General features: G+C 71.7%; 17 protein-coding genes, 1 tRNA gene and 2 pseudogenes. 6 read left to right on the top strand and 14 right to left on the bottom strand.

The features are described 5' to 3' along the window. The first annotated feature begins 52 nt into the window (after positions 1-52). The 4 genes from ACFVFH_RS03085 to ACFVFH_RS03070 all read left to right on the top strand — a co-directional run bounded on the left by ACFVFH_RS03085 (position 53) and on the right by ACFVFH_RS03070 (position 5,903). Entirely contained in the window at positions 53-1,216 is a 1,164-nt protein-coding gene (locus tag ACFVFH_RS03085; protein ID WP_383762551.1) for an HpcH/HpaI aldolase/citrate lyase family protein, read from the top strand. Positions 1,217-1,517: 301 nt separating this feature from the next. Continuing rightward, positions 1,518-4,079: a phosphoribosyltransferase gene (locus ACFVFH_RS03080; RefSeq protein WP_383762548.1), complete on the top strand. Its 2,562-nt coding sequence runs from the start codon at positions 1,518-1,520 to the stop codon at positions 4,077-4,079. Positions 4,080-4,339: 260 nt separating this feature from the next. Continuing rightward, positions 4,340-5,197 carry an HAD family hydrolase gene (locus ACFVFH_RS03075; RefSeq protein ID WP_383762545.1) on the top strand — a complete coding sequence of 286 codons (858 nt, stop codon included), beginning with the start codon at positions 4,340-4,342 and terminating at the stop codon, positions 5,195-5,197. A gap of 46 nt (positions 5,198-5,243) precedes the next feature. Then, positions 5,244-5,903 carry an O-methyltransferase gene (locus ACFVFH_RS03070; RefSeq protein WP_383762542.1) on the top strand — a complete coding sequence of 220 codons (660 nt, stop codon included), beginning with the start codon at positions 5,244-5,246 and terminating at the stop codon, positions 5,901-5,903. Positions 5,904-6,090: 187 nt separating this feature from the next. Here the strand turns inward: ACFVFH_RS03070 and ACFVFH_RS03065 are convergent, their stop codons facing one another. From ACFVFH_RS03065 to ACFVFH_RS03050, 4 genes are all read right to left on the bottom strand, one after another. Next, positions 6,091-6,315 carry a zinc ribbon domain-containing protein gene (locus ACFVFH_RS03065; protein WP_383762539.1) on the bottom strand — a complete coding sequence of 75 codons (225 nt, stop codon included), beginning with the start codon at positions 6,313-6,315 and terminating at the stop codon, positions 6,091-6,093. Positions 6,316-6,397: 82 nt separating this feature from the next. After that, positions 6,398-6,988 (bottom strand): DUF4383 domain-containing protein, encoded by a 591-nt coding sequence (locus ACFVFH_RS03060; protein WP_383762537.1) that lies wholly within the window; start codon positions 6,986-6,988, stop codon positions 6,398-6,400. 468 nt (positions 6,989-7,456) lie between these two features. After that, complete coding sequence (locus ACFVFH_RS03055; RefSeq protein WP_383762534.1) at positions 7,457-8,824, bottom strand: hypothetical protein; 1,368 nt, start codon at positions 8,822-8,824, stop codon at positions 7,457-7,459. A 71-nt stretch (positions 8,825-8,895) separates the two neighbouring features. Then, positions 8,896-9,612, bottom strand: coding sequence for a DUF4097 family beta strand repeat-containing protein (locus ACFVFH_RS03050; protein ID WP_383763541.1), 717 nt, complete (start codon positions 9,610-9,612; stop codon positions 8,896-8,898). A gap of 273 nt (positions 9,613-9,885) precedes the next feature. Here ACFVFH_RS03050 and ACFVFH_RS03045 point away from each other — a divergent pair. After that, positions 9,886-9,960: transfer RNA gene (locus ACFVFH_RS03045), tRNA-Val, on the top strand. A gap of 68 nt (positions 9,961-10,028) precedes the next feature. Here ACFVFH_RS03045 and ACFVFH_RS03040 read toward each other — a convergent pair. The 9 genes and pseudogenes from ACFVFH_RS03040 to ACFVFH_RS03000 all read right to left on the bottom strand — a co-directional run bounded on the left by ACFVFH_RS03040 (position 10,029) and on the right by ACFVFH_RS03000 (position 16,299). After that, positions 10,029-11,184, bottom strand: a pseudogene (locus ACFVFH_RS03040) (tyrosine-type recombinase/integrase). Further along, on the bottom strand, positions 11,184-11,372 hold the full coding sequence (locus ACFVFH_RS03035; RefSeq protein WP_383762531.1) for a helix-turn-helix domain-containing protein: 189 nt from the start codon (positions 11,370-11,372) through the stop codon (positions 11,184-11,186). The pseudogene ACFVFH_RS03040 and the gene ACFVFH_RS03035 overlap by 1 nt, the downstream one beginning before the upstream one ends. Next, positions 11,369-12,793: a replication initiator protein RepSA gene (gene repSA, locus ACFVFH_RS03030; RefSeq protein WP_383762528.1), complete on the bottom strand. Its 1,425-nt coding sequence runs from the start codon at positions 12,791-12,793 to the stop codon at positions 11,369-11,371. The genes ACFVFH_RS03035 and repSA overlap by 4 nt, the downstream gene beginning before the upstream one ends. Next, positions 12,790-13,527: pseudogene (locus ACFVFH_RS03025) on the bottom strand (DNA cytosine methyltransferase); the annotation flags it as partial. The pseudogene ACFVFH_RS03025 and the gene repSA, both read right to left, overlap by 4 nt. Positions 13,528-13,569: 42 nt before the next feature. Beyond that, entirely contained in the window at positions 13,570-13,890 is a 321-nt protein-coding gene (locus ACFVFH_RS03020; protein WP_383762525.1) for a SpdD protein, read from the bottom strand. Positions 13,891-13,904: 14 nt separating this feature from the next. Continuing rightward, positions 13,905-14,093 carry a mobile element transfer protein gene (locus tag ACFVFH_RS03015; protein WP_383762522.1) on the bottom strand — a complete coding sequence of 63 codons (189 nt, stop codon included), beginning with the start codon at positions 14,091-14,093 and terminating at the stop codon, positions 13,905-13,907. A gap of 20 nt (positions 14,094-14,113) precedes the next feature. Then, complete coding sequence (locus ACFVFH_RS03010) at positions 14,114-14,728, bottom strand: DUF2637 domain-containing protein (RefSeq protein WP_383762519.1); 615 nt, start codon at positions 14,726-14,728, stop codon at positions 14,114-14,116. An 80-nt stretch (positions 14,729-14,808) separates the two neighbouring features. Beyond that, positions 14,809-14,997, bottom strand: a complete 189-nt coding sequence (locus ACFVFH_RS03005) for a hypothetical protein (RefSeq protein WP_383762517.1) — start codon at positions 14,995-14,997, stop codon at positions 14,809-14,811. Between the two features lie 87 nt (positions 14,998-15,084). Further along, positions 15,085-16,299 carry an FtsK/SpoIIIE domain-containing protein gene (locus ACFVFH_RS03000; protein WP_383763538.1) on the bottom strand — a complete coding sequence of 405 codons (1,215 nt, stop codon included), beginning with the start codon at positions 16,297-16,299 and terminating at the stop codon, positions 15,085-15,087. Here ACFVFH_RS03000 and ACFVFH_RS02995 point away from each other — a divergent pair. After that, positions 16,232-16,372: a hypothetical protein gene (locus ACFVFH_RS02995; protein WP_383763622.1), complete on the top strand. Its 141-nt coding sequence runs from the start codon at positions 16,232-16,234 to the stop codon at positions 16,370-16,372. The genes ACFVFH_RS03000 and ACFVFH_RS02995 overlap by 68 nt on opposite strands. 64 nt (positions 16,373-16,436) lie before the next feature. Here the strand turns inward: ACFVFH_RS02995 and ACFVFH_RS02990 are convergent, their stop codons facing one another. Next, entirely contained in the window at positions 16,437-16,769 is a 333-nt protein-coding gene (locus ACFVFH_RS02990; RefSeq protein ID WP_032760241.1) for a hypothetical protein, read from the bottom strand. Positions 16,770-16,905 lie beyond the last annotated feature (136 nt).

Genomic DNA, 16,905 nt, shown 5'->3' with positions numbered 1-16,905 from the left:
ACTATTACCGGCCATGCGTTGTCTGGCCGGTCGGGTAGTTCGGGGGAGTCACATGCGTCATTTCGGGCATATTGCGCCCGCCGTGCGGGAGAGCCTGTTCTTCCAGGAGCCCTGCGAGTTCGGTCCGGATTCCCCGGCCCGTGTGCTCGCGGCTGCCCTGGGGGCGACCCTGTACAGCCCCGCCACCCGGCCGAGACTCGCCGACGACATCATCAAGCAGGCCGGGCGCGGTGTCGTCTCCATGGTGCTGTGCCTGGAGGACTCGATCGACGACTCCGAGGTCGTGGACGCCGAGGAGAACCTGGTCAGGCAGTTCGCCGAGCTGGACGCGCGCGAGGCCGATCTGCCGCTGCTCTTCATCCGGGTCCGGGAGCCGGGCCAGATAGTCGACCTGGTGGACCGGCTCGGCGCCACCGGCCGGATGTTGTCCGGTTTTGTACTTCCGAAGTTCACGGAGGACCGGGGCGTTCCCTTCATGGAGGCGCTCACCGACGCCGAGAAGGCGTGCGGGCGGCGCCTGTTCGCGATGCCCGTCCTCGAATCCCCCGAGCTGCTGTATCTGGAAACCCGTGGGGCGACGCTCCAGGGAATAGCCCGCACCGTCGACAAGTACCGCGAGCGGGTGCTCGCGCTGCGGCTCGGCGTCACCGACTTCTGCTCGGCGTACGGGCTGCGCAGGGCGCCCGACATGACGGCGTACGACGTGCAGATCGTCGGCTCCGTGATCGCAGATGTGGTCAATGTGCTGGGCCGCGCGGACGGCACCGGCTTCACGATCACCGGACCGGTCTGGGAGTACTTCCGGCTCCAGGAACGCATGTTCAAGCCGCAGCTGCGCAGCAGCCCCTTCCTGGCGGGCCGGGCCGAGGAGCTGCGCACCGCGCTGATCGAGCACGATCTGGACGGCCTGCTGCGCGAGATCGAGCTCGACCGGGCCAACGGCCTGCTCGGCAAGACCTGCATCCACCCGTCGCACGTCGCGCCCGTGCACGCGCTGTCCGTGGTCAGCCACGAGGAGTTCAGCGACGCGGAGGACATCCTGCGGCCGGAGCGGGGCGGCGGTGGCGTCATGCGCTCCGCGTACACGAACAAGATGAACGAGGTGAAGCCGCACCGCGCCTGGGCCGAGCGGACCCTGTTGCGGGCCGAGGTCTTCGGCGTGGCCGGACAGGACGTCGGCTTCGTGGAGCTGCTGGCGGCGGGCCTCGCGGAATGAGCGCGGAATGAGCGAGGGGCGGGGCGAGGTGGGGGTGTGTCCCGCCGAGTACGAGTAGCCGAGTACGAGTAGGCGCGAGTGGGTCCCGCCGAGCAGGCGCGGGATGGATGGCAGGACCGGTCGGATGGCGAAACCGGACGAACGGCGGGACCGGTCGGACGGCAGAACCGGACGAACGGCAGAACCGGACGGACGGCAGGAACGGTCGGATTGCGGGACCGGACGGACGGCGGAACCGGACGGACGGCAGGAACGGACGGACGGCGGAACCGGACGGACGGCAGAGAAGGAGACGGCGAACGTGGTGTGGTCGGGCAGCTGGGTGGCGGAGCGACTGGGCGTCGAGCTCGTCGGCGACGGGAGGCCCGACGGTGACGGCGAGCTGAGGGAACTGCTGGGCCTCGCCCTGCGCCGCAACCCCAAGCGGGCCCATCTCCTGGTGTCGAACGTGCTCGGCAAGCACGTGCCGCAGAAGCCCTCCGTGGTGTATGGCGCCGGATTCGAGCTCGGCCGGAGGGTGCGCGCGCTGCTCGGTGAGGCCGAGGCGCGCCGCGCGGTCGTGCTCGGCTACGCGGAGACGGCCACCGGTCTCGGCCACGCGGTCGCCGACGGGCTGGGCGTGGCACCGTACCTCCACTCGACGCGCCGCCCCGTCGAGGGCGTGGCACCGGCCGGCGGCTTCGAGGAGTCCCACTCCCACGCCACCTCCCACCTGCTGCTCCCGGAGGACCCGGACCTGCTGGGCGGGGGGCGGCCCCCGGCGGACGCGCACACGAACATGGACGCGGGCGCGTCCACGGGCGCGAACACGGACACGGACACGTCCGTCTACACGGACACGGACACGTCCGTCTACACGGACGCGCCGCTGGTGCTGGTGGACGACGAGTTCTCCACGGGCAACACCGTGCTCAACACCATCCGCACCCTGCACGAGCGGTACCCGCGCAACCGATACGTCATCGTCGCCCTGGTGGACATGCGGTCGGCGGCCGACCAGGGCCGCCTGACCGAGTTCGCCGCGGAGATCGGCGCCCGCGTCGACCTCGTCGCACGCAGCACGGGCACGGTCACCCTCCCGGAGGGCGTCCTGGAGAAGGGCCGGGCCCTGGTCGCCGCGCACGACGGGGCCGTACCCGACGCGCCCCGGGCCGACGCGGGGCCCCGTCCCTGCACCCGGGTGGACCTCCAGTGGCCCGCCGGGGTGCCCGACGGCGGACGGCACGGCTTCACCCCCGCCCACCGGACGGTCCTGGAGCGGGCCCTCCCCGCCATGGCCACCCGCGTCGCCGACGCCCTGGGCGACGACGTCCGCCGCGTACTGATCCTCGGCTTCGAGGAGCTGATGTACGCCCCCCTGCGGCTGGGCACGGCCCTGGAGGACCGCACCGACGTCGAGGTGCGCTACTCCACCACCACGCGTTCCCCCGTCCTCGCCGTCGACGACCCGGGTTACGCGATACGGACCCGGCTGGTCTTCCCGGCCCACGACGACCCGGCCGACGGGCCCGGCGACCGGTACGCGTACAACGTCGCGGGCGCCGGTTTCGACGCCGTGGTCCTCGTCGTCGACTCCACCGCCGACACCCCCGGACTCCACGCCCCCGGCGGGCTGTTGGCGCAACTCGCCGAGCACACCGGCCAGGTGGTGCTCGCGGTCGTCCCCTCGTACGTCCCGTCGCGCATCCCGGCGGACCCCACCGAACGGCAGGAACCCCCCGTGCTGCCCGAGCCCCTTCGCGGCCCCGCCTTCTCCTCCTACGCGCCGGACGAGGTCGGCTGGCTGCTCCAGGACCTCTCGGACACCGAGCTGGAGGCGCCCACCGAGGAGCGCGAGGAGGCGATACAGAGCGGTGGCGCGCACTACGCCGAGTCGCTGCCCGTGGAGTACCAGCCCTCCGCCCACTACCAGAGCCTTTTCAAGGCTGCGCTGGAGCTGTCGGCCGCCCGCGTCGCCCGCGCCGTGGGCACCGTCACCGAGACGGTCCTCGCCGAGCGCACCCCCCGCCCGGTCCTGGTCTCGCTCGCGAGGGCCGGCACGCCCGTGGGCGTCCTCATGCGCCGCTGGGCCCGGCACCGGCACGGAGTCGATCTGCCGCACTACGCCGTCTCCATCGTGCGCGGCCGCGGCATCGACGCCAACGCCCTGCGCTGGCTGGCCGCCCATCACGACCCGGCGGACGTGGTCTTCGTCGACGGCTGGACCGGCAAGGGGGCGATCACCCGTGAGCTGTCGGCGGCGCTGGCCGGGTTCGAGGGCTTCGACCCCGAGATCGCGGTCCTGGCCGACCCGGGCGGCTGCGTCCGTACCTACGGCACCCGCGAGGACTTCCTCATCCCGTCCGCCTGCCTCAACTCCACGGTCTCCGGGCTGATCTCGCGGACCGTCCTCCGTTCCGACCTGGTGGGCCCCGAGGACTTCCACGGCGCGAAGTTCTACCGCGAGCTCGCGGACGCCGATGTGTCCGGCCACTTCCTCGACACCGTCGCCGCCCACTTCGACGAGGTGGTCGACGCCGTGGACGCCGAGGTCAAGGAACTGCTCGCGGCCGACCGCGCGCCCACCTGGGAGGGCTGGGCCGCCGTCGAGCGCATCAGCGAGGAGTACGGCATCCACGACGTGAACCTCGTCAAGCCCGGCGTCGGCGAGACGACCCGGGTGCTGCTGCGCCGCGTCCCGTGGAAGATCCTCGCCAAGCGCGGCGCGGGCGCGGACCTCGAACACATCCGGCTGCTGGCCGAGCAGCGGGGCGTACCGGTGGAGGAGGTCGACGAACTCCCGTACAGCTGCGTCGGCCTGATCCACCCGAAGTACACCAGGGGCGCGACCGGCGCGGACGGCAAGGCGGTGGAGTCGAAGTGACCACGTCCGCGTCCACATCCGCGTCTATGCCCGCGTCCACGTCCGCGTCCACATCCGCGTCCACGTCCGCGTCCACATCCGCGTCCACATCCGCGTCCACGTCCGCGTCCACGTCCGGGTCTACGTTCGCGTCCGGGTCCACGTCCGCATCCGCGTCCACGTCCGGGTACGCGTCTACGTCTACGTCCGGGTCCGCTTCCGCGTCTGTGCCCGCGTCCGCATCCGCTGCCGCTTCCGGTCCGGTGGCCGCCCTCGGTCCGGTGGCCGCTTCCGGTCCGGTGACCGGTCCGGCCGCCGCTCCCGTGACGCTCGTCGCCAGCGACCTCGACCGCACCCTGATCTACTCCGCGGCGGCGCTCCACCTCGCTATGCCGGACGCCGAGGCCCCCCGCCTGCTCTGCGTGGAGGTGTACGACCGCAAGCCGCTCTCCTACCTGACGGAGACGGCCGCGGCGCTGCTCGACGAGCTGGCCCGCACCACGGTCTTCGTCCCGACGACCACCCGCACCCGCGAGCAGTACGGACGCATCCGGCTGCCCGGCCCCGCGCCCCGCTACGCGATCTGCGCCAACGGGGGCCACCTGCTCGTCGACGGCGAGTCCGACCCCGACTGGCAGCGGCGGGTGGCCCGCGGCCTCGCGGAGGAGTGCGCCCCCCTCGCCGAGGTCCGCGCCCACCTCCTGGCCGCGTCCGATCCCGCCTGGCTGCTCAAGGAACGGGTCGCCGAGGACCTCTTCGCCTATCTCGTCGTGGAACGCGCGCTGCTGCCCGAGGGCTGGGTCGAGGAACTGGGCGCGTGGGCGCGGACGCGCGGCTGGACGGTCTCCCTCCAGGGCCGCAAGATCTACGCCGTTCCGGGCCCGCTCACCAAGAGCGCCGCCATGGCCGAGGTGGCGCGGCGCACCGGCGCCACGCTCACCCTCGCCGCCGGGGACAGCTGCCTGGACGCCGATCTGCTCCTCGCCGCCGACCGTGCCTGGCGCCCGGCCCATGGCGAACTGGCCGATACCGGCTGGAGCGCCCCGCACACGGAGGTGACCGCCGCGCAGGGCGTGGCGGCGGGCGAGGAGATCCTTCGGCACTTCCTCCGGGCCGCGGGCGAGGGAAGATCGTCCTGACGCCGGACGCAGGCGTGACGGCCGATCGACGCACGAGGAGCGCGGGATGACCAAGGGCAACGAAACCAAGATCACGGACGAGCTGTACGCGTACATGCTGGCGCACAACCCGCCGCTCGACGCGGTGCAGCGGGAGCTGGTCGAGACCACGTACGCACGGCTGCCCGAGCAGGCCGGGATGCAGTCGGCCGAGGAGCAGGGCCCGCTGCTCGCCTTCCTCGTACGGCTGACCGGGGCCCGGCACATCGTGGAGGTCGGGACGTTCACCGGCTTCTCCGCCCTGTCGATGGCGCAGGCGCTGCCCGCCGGTGGACGGCTGATCGCCTGCGACGTCTCGGAGGAGTGGACCGCCTACGGCCGGGAGGCGTGGGAGAAGGCGGGCGTCGCGGACCGGATCGAACTCCGCATCGCCCCCGCGCTCGACACGCTGCGGGCCATGCCGGCCGAGCCGCACATCGACCTCGCCTACCTGGACGCGGACAAGGGCAACTACATCCCGTACTGGGAGGAGCTGGTGCCCAGGATGCGGCAGGGCGGTCTCGTCGTCACGGACAACGTGCTCTTCCACGGCAGGGTGACCGACCCTGAGGCGACCGGCGGAGCGGCGGCGATCAAGGAGTTCAACGAGCACGTGGCCGCCGATCCGCGGATGGACAGCGTGCTGCTGACCGTGTCGGACGGCCTCACGCTCTCCCGCAAGCGGTAGGGGAGCGCCCCGCCACGACTACTGAGGTCCGCTCTGCCACTCCCGGCAGAGCGGCCGGACGGCGGCGGCGCAGGACGGCGGCCCTAGGCAGCGGCGGCCCTGGACAACGGCGGTCCTGGGCAGCGACCCAGGACAATGGCGGCCCTGGACAGCGACCCAGGACCGCCATGACCGCTGCCGTCCGACCTCAGCCGCAGCAGCCCCCACCACAGCAGCCGCCCCCGCCCCCGCCGGCCGAGGGGGCGGCGGGCGCGGAGTTGGCGGACGACCCGCCGACGGCGACGGTGGAGAGCAGCTTCACGGTGTCGGAGTGCCCGGCGGGGCAGGAGGCCGGGTCGGAGGACTGGGCCATCGGGCGGCTGAGTTCGAACGTGTCTCCGCAGGAGCGGCAGCGGAATTCGTAACGAGGCATGGCCCCAGGCTATCCGTCACCGCCCCGCAGGATCACGACGCGGACCAGCCGGATCACGGCGCGGATCAGCAAGGTCACTGGATCAGGGCTCGCGTCGGGCGGTCGGCATCGGCGGAGTGGCCGCCCTCCGGGCCAGTCGCGCCTCCCGCTCGGCCTCCTCGGGGTGCCGGGCCCGCCAGTACGGGTTGTCGTGCGGAAGACCGCCGCTGACGCGCCCGTACATCCCGAAGACCATCAGCATCAGACCGACCAGGAAGCTGAACAGCACGTTCTGGAGCTGGAAGGCAAGGAAGTTGTAGTCGGTCTCCAGCAGCGCGAGATTGACGAAGCCGCTGAGGATGAAGGCGATGCCCAGGACCATGTTGAGCGTCGAGGCGAAGTTGCCGCCGATCACCATTCCGATGAACAGCAGCAGCCCCACACAGATGGACAGGACGCTCAGGGCGCCGTTGGTGTTGAGGCCCGCGACGGTGGCTCCGCCGATACTGAAGAAGCCGATCCGGTTGATCAGCCCCAGCACACCGAAGGCGACCAGCACCAGCCCCATCAACCCCGCTCCGACCCGGTAGACCCGATTGAGCCGGTAGTCGACCGGCAGATGCTGGTCGAGCCGGGTGGCCCTGCGGCGACGGGGAGAACGTCGGCCCGTGCCGTGCAGTACGTGGGTGGCCATGTCGGTCGGCCTCCTTCGGCGGCCTCCTGGGAGCGCGTACTTCCAGGATCCGCCCGGGGCACGGCTGCCGCACACCGGAGACCGTGCACGTGTGGAGGTAGCCGAGCCTCCCGGAGAACGGACACCGCCTTGGTACGGCGCGGCGGTAGGGCGTGGCCTACGCGACCCCCGGGGCGCGCCGTACGACTGCTCGGCGCGCCCCGGGGCCCTCCGGCAGAGCAGCGGCACGGCACGCGGACGGCCCGGGCCGCGCGGCCCGGCCCGTCTGAGTGCGGCGATCCACGTGCCGCGACTGGCGTGGCACGGCGTGGCGTGGCACGGCTGGCACGGCGTCGCGTGGCACGGCTGGCACGGCTGGCATGGCGTTGCGTGGCTCGGCTGCCACGGCGTGGCGTGGCTGGCACGGCGTCGCGTGGCTCGGCTGGCACACGGCGTCGCGTGGCTCGGCTCGGTCCGGCTCGGTCCGGCTCAGGCGCCGGCCCCGCGCTCCTCACGGATCTCGGAGACCACGCGCGCGGCCGTCTGCCGCACGGCCTCCGTCTCGGTCAGGAAGTGCCAGTAGTCGGGATGACGCCCGTCGAGCCCGGCGACGGCGCGATCCAGCCGGGCCACGGCATCGTCCAGCGGACGGGCGTGGCGCGGGTCGGGCGTGCTGCGGCCGGCCATGGCCAGGCGCTGCGCGTCCCGGACCGCGAACCGGGTCCGCTGGATCTCCTGCTGCGGGTCCTTGGCCACGTCATCCAGCCGGTGCAGCCGGTCACCGGCGGCGGACACCGCCTCGTCCGTGGCGTTCAGCAGCGCGCGGACCGTGCTCAGCCGGGACGTCGCATCGGCCCACCGCTGCTCGTCCCGCGCCTGGGCGGCCTCCTTCAGCTTCTCCTCGGCCTGCCGCACATGGATGGCCGCCTGCTCGGGCACGGGCTGGAGGTCCTGCCAGCACGCCGCCGAGAACCGCCGCCGCAACTCGCTCAGCACCGGTTCCACCGAACCGGCCCGGGTCGTCAGCGCCTGGGCGCGCGTGCGCAGCGATACGAGCCGGTGGTCTATCTCGGCGGCGCGACCGGGCAGCTCGGCCGCCTCGGACCGTACCGCCTCGGCATCGCGCACCACCCGGTCGGCACGCTCCAGGGTCTCCGGGACGCCGTGCCGGCCGGCGCCCTGGTTGAGCTTGGTCAGCTCGGGAGCGAGGGCCGCCAGCCGGGCGGCGAGATCGTCCGCCCGCAGGCCGGACGCGCGCACCGCGTCGAGCGCGTTGCTCGCACCCAGCAGCGCCTGCCGGGCCCGCTCCACGGCGGGCGCGAGCCGGGCGAGCTGCGTCTCCGCACTGCCCAGCAGCGGCCCGAGCCCCTGGGCGAACCGGTCCAGCTCGGCCTTGACCCGTACCAGCTCGTCCTTGGCCGCGGCCAGCTCGCCCCGCGCGCGCGTGGCGACGGAGGGCTCCAGATCGTCCCGGTCCAGGTCGTGCGCGTCGACCGCGGTGATGTAGGTGTTACTGGCCTCGTCGATGCGGCGGCCCAGAGCGGCGAAGTCGTCCACGACCCTGCGCGCGGCGGGCGAGCTGTCCACCGCGGTGATCGTCTCGATCGAGATCCGAAGATCGCGCTGGGCCGTGTCCAGCTCGTAGAAGGCCGAGGCGGCGGCATCCTTCGCGGCCTGCGCCTCGGCGCGCTGGCTCTCCCCGCGCCCGCCGAACCAGCGTCTCGTACCGCCCCCGGCGAACGCGGCCGTCAGCGCGGCGGCGAGCAACGGCACCGGCAACAACATCAGCACCAGGACGTCCTTGACGGCGGAGGTCCCACCCGCTCCCGACCGCGGCTGCGCGTGTGTCGCCGTCACATCCCTCTCCCGTGCCGTTTCGCCCTGCCCGGTACATTCTCCCACCAGGTAAGGACGAACACACGGGCCGGTTAGTTCGCGCTTCGGACCTTGACTTCGCCGTTGTTGCTCCGGGCCTTCACCACATGCCCGCTGTCGGCACTGCGGGGGGCGTCCACCGACATGCTCCCGTTGCGGGCGGCGGCATCCACCGCGTACCGCACGGAACCGGCCGGCAGATCGATGGTGATCGCCCCGTTGTCGCTCACGCTGTCCACGAGATCCGGCGCGGTCGTGAACCCCAGCCGGATGCTGCCGTTGTCGGACCGGGCGGAGACGGACTTGGCGGATATCCTCTCGCCGACGATGCCGCCGTTGTCGCTGGACAGCTTGAGCGGCCCGGCGCAGTCCCGCACGGTCACCCGGCCGTTGTCGGCGCCGAGCGTGAGCGGGGTACGGAAGCCGGAAGCGACGACCGTCCCGTTGTCCCCCTCGACGACCACCGCCACCCCGCGCGGCACCTTCACCTGATGCTCCGCGGCGCAGTTGCTGACCAGTGCCTTGCACTTCACCTGAAGCGTGAGCGTGTCGTTCTCCATCTCCCACCGCGGATCGGGCCCGTTCCCGAGCACCACCCAACCGTCCACGCGACGGGTCACCTCGACCTTCCGCACATCGGCCGGTACGAGCTCCAACGACGAGTGCCCGGAACGGATGGTCAGCGTCTTCCCGCTCAGCGCGAACGACTTGTGCTCGGCAGACGCGTCGCCCGCGTCCGCACTGCCACAACCGGCAAGCGCGAGCGCCATGAGCACGGCGCCACCGGACGCGATGAAGGTACGGCCACGGACTGCCACGATGATCTTTCCCCCAGGTCGTACGACGGGCGCTCCCGACGTTGCGGCTTCACGGTACGTACCTCCCCGCCCCGCACGGAATCCGGAGGGCTCCCGTACGCGGGGTAGGGATATCCCCCGTACGAACCCGCACCGCCCCCCGCCTCCCCGAACCCCGCCCCCGCTGCCGCCGGGCACCGTTTGTGACCACGGGCCGTAGTCCATGTACGCTGTTGCCTCATCCACGGGTGCGTAGCTCAGGGGTAGAGCGCTGCTCTTACAAAGCAGATGTCGGCGGTTCGAAACCGTCCGCGCCCACCAGCACAAAGACCCCCAGCCGATCATGGCTGGGGGTCTTTGACATCCACTTCTGACATCAACGGGCGCGGTCACCCACGGTCGGGACGTTGGCGCTTCAACATCCGGTCGAGGTGACTCACGGCCTCGCGCTGCGTGTCCTGGACGACGTGGGCATAGATGTTCATCGTGACCGCGATCTGACTGAGCCGAGGATCTCCATCACGACACGGGGAGCGACCCCGGCGGCGGTGAGCAAGGTCGCGCAGCCATGGCGGGCATCGTGCAGCCGGATGACGCGAAGCCCTGCGGTTCCGGCGACCCGGGTGAACGAGCGGTACAGGTTGCGCGGCTCGATCGGTCGGCCGGAGCGGGTGGTGAAGACGTAGCCGGTCTCCTCCCACTGATCACCAGCAGCCTCACGCAGGGCCGCTTGCCGCAGACGTTCCCAGCGGAGCGGAGCGACACACAGGGCGGGCAGAGGCAACGTCTGCTTCCTGCGGCGCCCCTTGGGATCGTCCTCATACGCCTCACCGCGGACACGCTGCCGCTGAGTACGAACCCGGATCTCCCGCTTGTCGAGGTCCACGTTCTCCCACCGAAGGCCGACGATCTCACCGCGGCGGAAGCCGAGCGCGATGGCGAGGACGAAGGCCGCATAGAGCGGGTCCCTCCGGGCGGCGGTGAGGAAGGACAGGGTCTCGTCCAAGGACCAGGGGGAGAGATCCCGAGCCACTGCCGAGGGCGGTTCCACGAGGGTCGCCACGTTCCGCATGACGAGTTCCTCCCGGCACGCAGTCGTCAGCGTTGTACGCAGGACGCGGTGGGACTCCTTGGCTGTCGCCGCGGTGGTTTGCTGCTCCAGCCGTACCAGGAAGCGCCGGACGTCAGCGACGCTCAACGATTCGAGGCGCTTCGAGCCGAGCATGGGCACGAGGTAGAGGCGGATGTGCGTCTCGTACTTCGCGTAGGTCGTGCGCTTGCGGCGCGGCTTGATGATGTTCTCCAGCCAGTGGGGCAGCCACTCGGAGAGTTTGGCCGACCGCGTGGGCACGGGTACGCCTTGGTCCACTTTGGCAAGCAGGTCACGGCGCTTGGTTCGCACTCGGCCCAGGTCTTGCCGTAGGCGAACTTGCGGGCCCGGGTGCCGTCCGGCTGGAGCACGTAGACCGCGGCTTGATAGCGGCCGTCCTTGCGCTTGGTGATGGTGCCCGCGCCGTTGGGGTTGCGCTTGCGCTGGGGAGGCATCAGGCGGCTTCCTCGATCTCGTTGACGATGAAGTCCCGCACGGCGTCGGCGGGGATGCGGCGGGCCCGGCCGATGGTGATGGAGACCAGCCGGCGGGAGCGGATCAGGTCGTAGACGGTGGAGCGTCCGAGTTTCAGCCGCGCCATGACCTCGGGCACGGTGAGGAGTTCGGGGGTGGCGGTGGTCACGATGCGGCTCCTTCCAGAGCGAGTTGGTCTTGCAGTTCGGTGCGGTGTTCGCGGGCGGTTTCGCGGTTGTGTTGGATGTCGCGGTGGATGTTGGCGGCGAGCCAGGATTCGCCGGGGGTGTGGCCGTTGCCGGCGTAGGTCCAGTGCGCGAGCGTGAGCGTGGTGGCCTCCGGGTGGTCGTCGGGGTCGGGGAGGCCGAGGGCGGCGCGTTGTTCGGCAGCGCGGTAGTCGGCGCGGACCCGGCGGAGTGCGCCGAGGGTGGTGGAGTAGGCGCGGGACTTGGTGCAGAAGTGGCCGCAGAAGCCGAGCATGTGGGCCCAGTCGCGGAGCTTGCGTTCCGGGTAGGCGTGGTGCAGGTCCAGGCACGCTTCGATCAGCCGGCGTGGGTGCTCGGGCACGTCGAGGAGCACGAGCGCTTCCTTGTTGCCGACGCGGTGGTCGACGGTCCCGGTGGTCTCGGCCGCCTTGGTGGCGTACTTGGCGACGTAGGAGGCGACGGCCTGTTCGGTGAGGTCTTCGCCGTTGCCGAACGCGCCGATGGGCTGCACATCGAGCTGCGTGCCCCACCGAAGGGTCCAGCCCTCATGGATTCCAGCTTCCGGGTTGGCCGGCACGTCGACTTCAACGCGGTTGGCGGCGGCGCGGATCGCGTCGTCCAGGAGGTCGAGGGTGGCCCAGGCCGGGGGCGGGGTGTCGGGGCCTTCGGGTCCGTCGAAGCGGATGACCGCGTGGAAGTGGACGGCTCCGCGCTTCTGGTACTCCGCGACTTTCCCGAAGGAGACTTTGGACTGTTCGCGGGCGGCTTTCTGGGGGAGTCCGGCGCGGCGGGCGATTTCGCGTCGGAGGTAGATCGTGAAGTAGCGCCAGAGGTCGGAGGCGTGGTTGTTCCACAGCACCGCCCCTGCGTAGTCGTACGTCTCCGGATCGAGCGGCGTACCCAGCTCCGGTGCATCCTCCGAGTGCCGAACCCCGCAGCGGCAGAGCCTGTTGCCGGGCCGGTTGTGGACCGGGCCGAACGAGGGGGCCGTCAGCGTGGCGAAGACCCGGGGGTGGTCCCGGATCGTGGTCGGGGTGCCCTTGTCGGGGTCGCCGGTGAGGCCAGCGCGGATGAGGTGGTAGGTGTCCCAGGCGTAGGTCCAGGCGTAGGTCCAGGCGCAGGCAGGGCAGCGGGAGGCGCGGCGGTTTCCGCAGGCGATCCGAAGGCGTCCACCCGGTTCGGCGTCCGTCGTGTAGTGGTGCAGCAAGGTGCCGGTGGTGCGGTCGATGGTCTTGGTTGCTCCGGTGAGGTGGATGGGCTGGGAGCAGCCGCCGGTGCGGCGGAGCTGTTCGGTGAGGCGGTCGAAGCCGGGAGATCCGACCACCCTCAGCGGATCGCCCAGGGTGGTCGGGTCCAGGCCCGCTATGGTGGCGGTGTCGCTCATGCGGCCACCTCCAGACCAGCGGTGGCGGCGACGTTCACGCCGAGGCCGGTGAGGATGGCGGTGGCCAGGGGCGGGGGGACGGCGTTGCCGATCTGCTCGAACTGCTTGGTCCGCGACCCCTGCCACGGGTAGTCGGCGGGGAAGCCCTGGAGGACGGCCGCTTCGGTGGCGTCGAGCCGGCGTGCGGGTGTGCCGTGGTCGTCGTGCCAGGACACGTTCTTCAGGGCGTGGCCGAACAGGAGGGTGGGGGCGGGGCGGTCGAGGGTGCGGCGGGTGGCGTTGGGTCGGTTGCCGACGCGCAGGGTCCAGGAGCGGGCCCTACCCGTCAGCGCCCACGCGGGCGCGGTGGTGGAGAAGCGACTCCCCCCGGAGGTGTGGTTGCCCCGGGTGATGACATCTCCTGCGGGGCAGCCGATCGCCTCGCCCATGGACACCCAGGGCAGCTGGCCCGGTCCGAAGAGGGTTTCCGGTTGCGCGGTCTCGGCATGGGTGGGCTCGGGCGGGGTGGCGGTGCGGGTGCGCGAGGCCATCAGCACGGCACGCCGGCGGGTCTGGGGGACACCGTGGTCGGCGGCGTTGAGGATGCCGACCCACGTCGAGTAGCCACGGGTGCGCAGGATGCGGGCGGTGTGCTCGAAGAGGGGCTGTGCTGCGGGGACTTCTTCCAGGGCGATCCACTCGGGGTGGAGGTCCAGGGCGTAGCGGAGGGGTTCGGCGACCAGGAGGGAGCGGGGGTCGGTGCAGGCGGTGCGTAGAGGGGGCGGGTGTCGGTGCTGTCAGCGGTTGTTCGGGCGGTTGAGCAGCGAGCGCAGGACCACGGCGTACACGGCGACCGAGGCGGCGGTGATCGCGACCGCGAGGAGCATCGAGACCAGGACCGTCCCGACGACCAGGACCACAGCGGTCCCGCCGGCGGCGACGAGCAGCGAACCCGGGGTGAACCGCACAGCCGGACGGGCAGGCGCAGCCGGTGCCGGGACGGTCGGGGTGTGGTGGCAGGTGCAGGCCGGGGGGTGCACGAGGCCGGTGGGCGGCGGGACGAGGGACGTTGCGGGGGTGGGTGCGGTGTCCGGGGGCGGGATCTTCGGGGTGAACACGGTTGGGCCTCCTGTCAGGGGTTGCAGCGGTGGGTGCGGGCGGCGAGTTCGGCGGCGGCGCGGCCGTGGTAGTCGGCGGAGAAGTCGCAGCGGGGTGCGGTGCAGGCGGCGACGTGCTTGGTGCGGCCTCGGCCGCCGTAGTGGGTGCCGACCTGAACGGGGCCTGTGCGGAGCACGTTCGTGAAGCGGTTCGGACGCGGCATGACGTGAACCTCCTTGCGAGTTAGGCGAGTTGGGCGGTGATGGCGTCGGCGAGGGGTGCGGGGACGCCGAGGCGGGCGCGGAGGGTGGCCGGGTCGATCCGGGCACCGGTCGCGGTCTGGTGGGCGTCGGCCAGCTTCCGGGCGTGGTCGAGCAGTGCCGGCGGAAGTTCCGGAGCCGGTTCGGGAGCCCGTTCCACCGTCACGTCCGGGACCGGTTCGGCGGCCGGGGCAGCCGGCGGTGCGGCAGCCGCGACGGGGTCCGGGTCGGCGGGCGCGGTGGCGGGGGCGTGGACGAGGAGGGTGCCGCCGAGGAAGGCGAGGGCGGGCCAGCCGGCGACGAGGATGCGCAGCCAGGCCGGAACGTCGCCCAGGTCGAGGAGTCCGGCGGTGGCGATGTTCGCACCGAGGGACGCGGCCAGGGCGATGATGAACCAGGCCCAGGCGGCGCGGTTGTCGGCGGTGGTGCGCATGCGACGCCAGGCCGCGACCAGGAGCAGGTCGACGCTGATCGGGTAGGCCCAGGCTTTCCAGCCGTCCTGCCCGGCTGCTTCGGCCAGGTCGTGCAGGTGGGCGAAGGAGAGGGCACCGGCGATCACGGCCTGGATGAGTACGGCGTCGATACGGATGCGGGACACAGGGGTTCACCTCCTTTCAGGGGTGGACCGGTGCCGGGCGGGGAACAGGGGCCGCCGCCGGGCACCGGGGCGTGGGGTGGTCAGGCGCCGGGGGCGAGGCCGGAGCCGAGGCAGTTGAGGCAGAGGCCGTCCTGCTGCCCGACCGGGCGGCGCTTGCGGCCGACGCGGACCGTGGCGGCGACCATCCCGGACCCGTCGCACGGCGAGCACACGGCCTGGGCGGGCGGGGCGTTCTTCGGAGGCTTGGCGGTGGTCCGACGGGTGGCCATGGCGGTGGTTCCTTCCGGTTCCGGGCATGGGCGGGGTAGGGACCTGGTGCGAAGCAGTCACGCCAACTGGACTTGCAGGGAGGGTTGTTAGCCGGTTGCCGGGCGGGGCTTGAGGAGCGACGGGCCCGGGGCCGGGGCGGCGGAGACGGCCGACCGGAAGGGTGCCAGAGCGGCGAGGTGCGGGGTGAGGTGGGCGAACTCCCGGCAGACCGCGACGGCTTGGGCGGGGGTCATGGCGGGGGTGCGGATGCGGGACCAGCCGCCGGAGGAGTCCCCGGCCACCGCGACACCGGGACGGTCGGGGGCGATGGTGGTGGCGGCGAAGACGGCTTCGGGGGCGATGTCCCCGAGGGCCATTTCGGCGGTCTGCTTGTCGTTGACCCGGTGCACCACACGCCTGGTGAGCTGGGCACGCAGGGCGGTGGCTCCCTTGCCGAGGTCGGAGCCGAAGCGCTGCCCGCAGACCTCCAGGAAGATCCCGACCGCGCGGGCCATCTGCGCGAGCCGGATCATCCGCATCACCATCCGGTCCCGGCGTTCCTCGTCCTTCTTCGCGGCCACGAGGAACAGCTCGGCAACCTCGTCGACCAGGACGACCAGCGGCACCGGGCGCAGCTTCGCCGGCAGGCCCCACATGTCCGGGACACCGTGGGAGCTGAGGAGGCCGAAGCGCTCCTCCATCTCACCGATGAGGGCTTCCAGCAGCCCGTCCGCCTCGTCCGGGGTGATGGCCAGGGCGGAGAGGCGGGGTGCATAGCCGCGCTGTTCGACACCCCGCTTGCAGTCGATCCCGACCAGGCCGACCGGGAGCTTGGCGAGACCGGAGATGAGGTTGCGCTGATACATCGACTTGCCCGACTGGTTCGCCCCAACGGTCGGGGCGTGCGGGACCTTCTGATAGTCTCGAACGAACGCCGTACCGTCCTCCCGCAGCGCGACCGGCACGACCAGCGGACCGGCGGTGGTGTTGCGCGGGAGCCGGCGGGGCATCTTCACCCGGCGCAGAACGTCGTACCCGGTCATCCGCAGTTCCACGAACCCCGGCTTCACCTCGACCACGTGGACCGAGTGGACGCCCCAGGCGTGGCGCAGCCGTTCCGAGGCAGTGGCCACGTCGGCAGGCTCCAGACCGGCAGGGAGGCGAAGCGTCGCCCGCATCCCGGTCGAGGAGTAGCGGACCCGGCGGACCTGCGGGGGAACCGGCTGGACTTCCTGGCATGCCACCTTGCGGACCATGAACGCCCGCAGGCGGGACGGCTGGACCGTCAACCCGCACACATCCATCGTCGCCCGATACGTCACCGAGAAGCGGCCCCGGGCGACCGGGGCACCGACCAGCGACCAGAACACCCGAGGGGAGCGGGCCTTCGCGTAACCGAGGCCACCGGCGGCCGATAAGGCCCCCGCAACCTCGATCACCGTGGACAGGTCCGACATGATCAGGCCCCCAGCGGGGTCACAGCGACCGCGCGGAAGCTGATCCCGTGCCGGGTCTGGCCGTTGAAGGTGTTCTCCCAGTCGCGCGCCTTGAGACCGATCACCGTGACCGGAGTGCCGGGGGCCAGGTTCTCCGGGACGCCCGTGTTCGGCACGGTCACCTGGTAGAGGTTGCCCTCTCCCTCGTCCGCGACCAGCAGGCCCACCGTCGCGAGCGGGGCACCGGTCTCCCGGTCGATCGCGATCTCGCCGGTCTGCTTGCTCACGAGCTTCGGCGTCGGAGGCGTCGCCACGAACACGACAGCGGTTGAAACATCGATCTTGAAGGACGGCATGAGCGTCTCCCCCATCGCATGGGGCAGCACGAGAAGCGCCAGCCCCAACTCGCTTGAGCCACTTGCTGGCTTAAGCCAGTTGGGCACGTCGCGGGAAGCGCCGTCAAGCTTCTGGCTTGAGCCAGTTGGTACGCTG

This window comes from Streptomyces sp. NPDC057697 (assembly GCF_042799335.1).
GTDB lineage: Bacteria > Actinomycetota > Actinomycetes > Streptomycetales > Streptomycetaceae > Streptomyces.
Note: the sequence above shows the minus strand (reverse complement) of the source record. Positions and strands in the feature narration are given on the sequence as shown.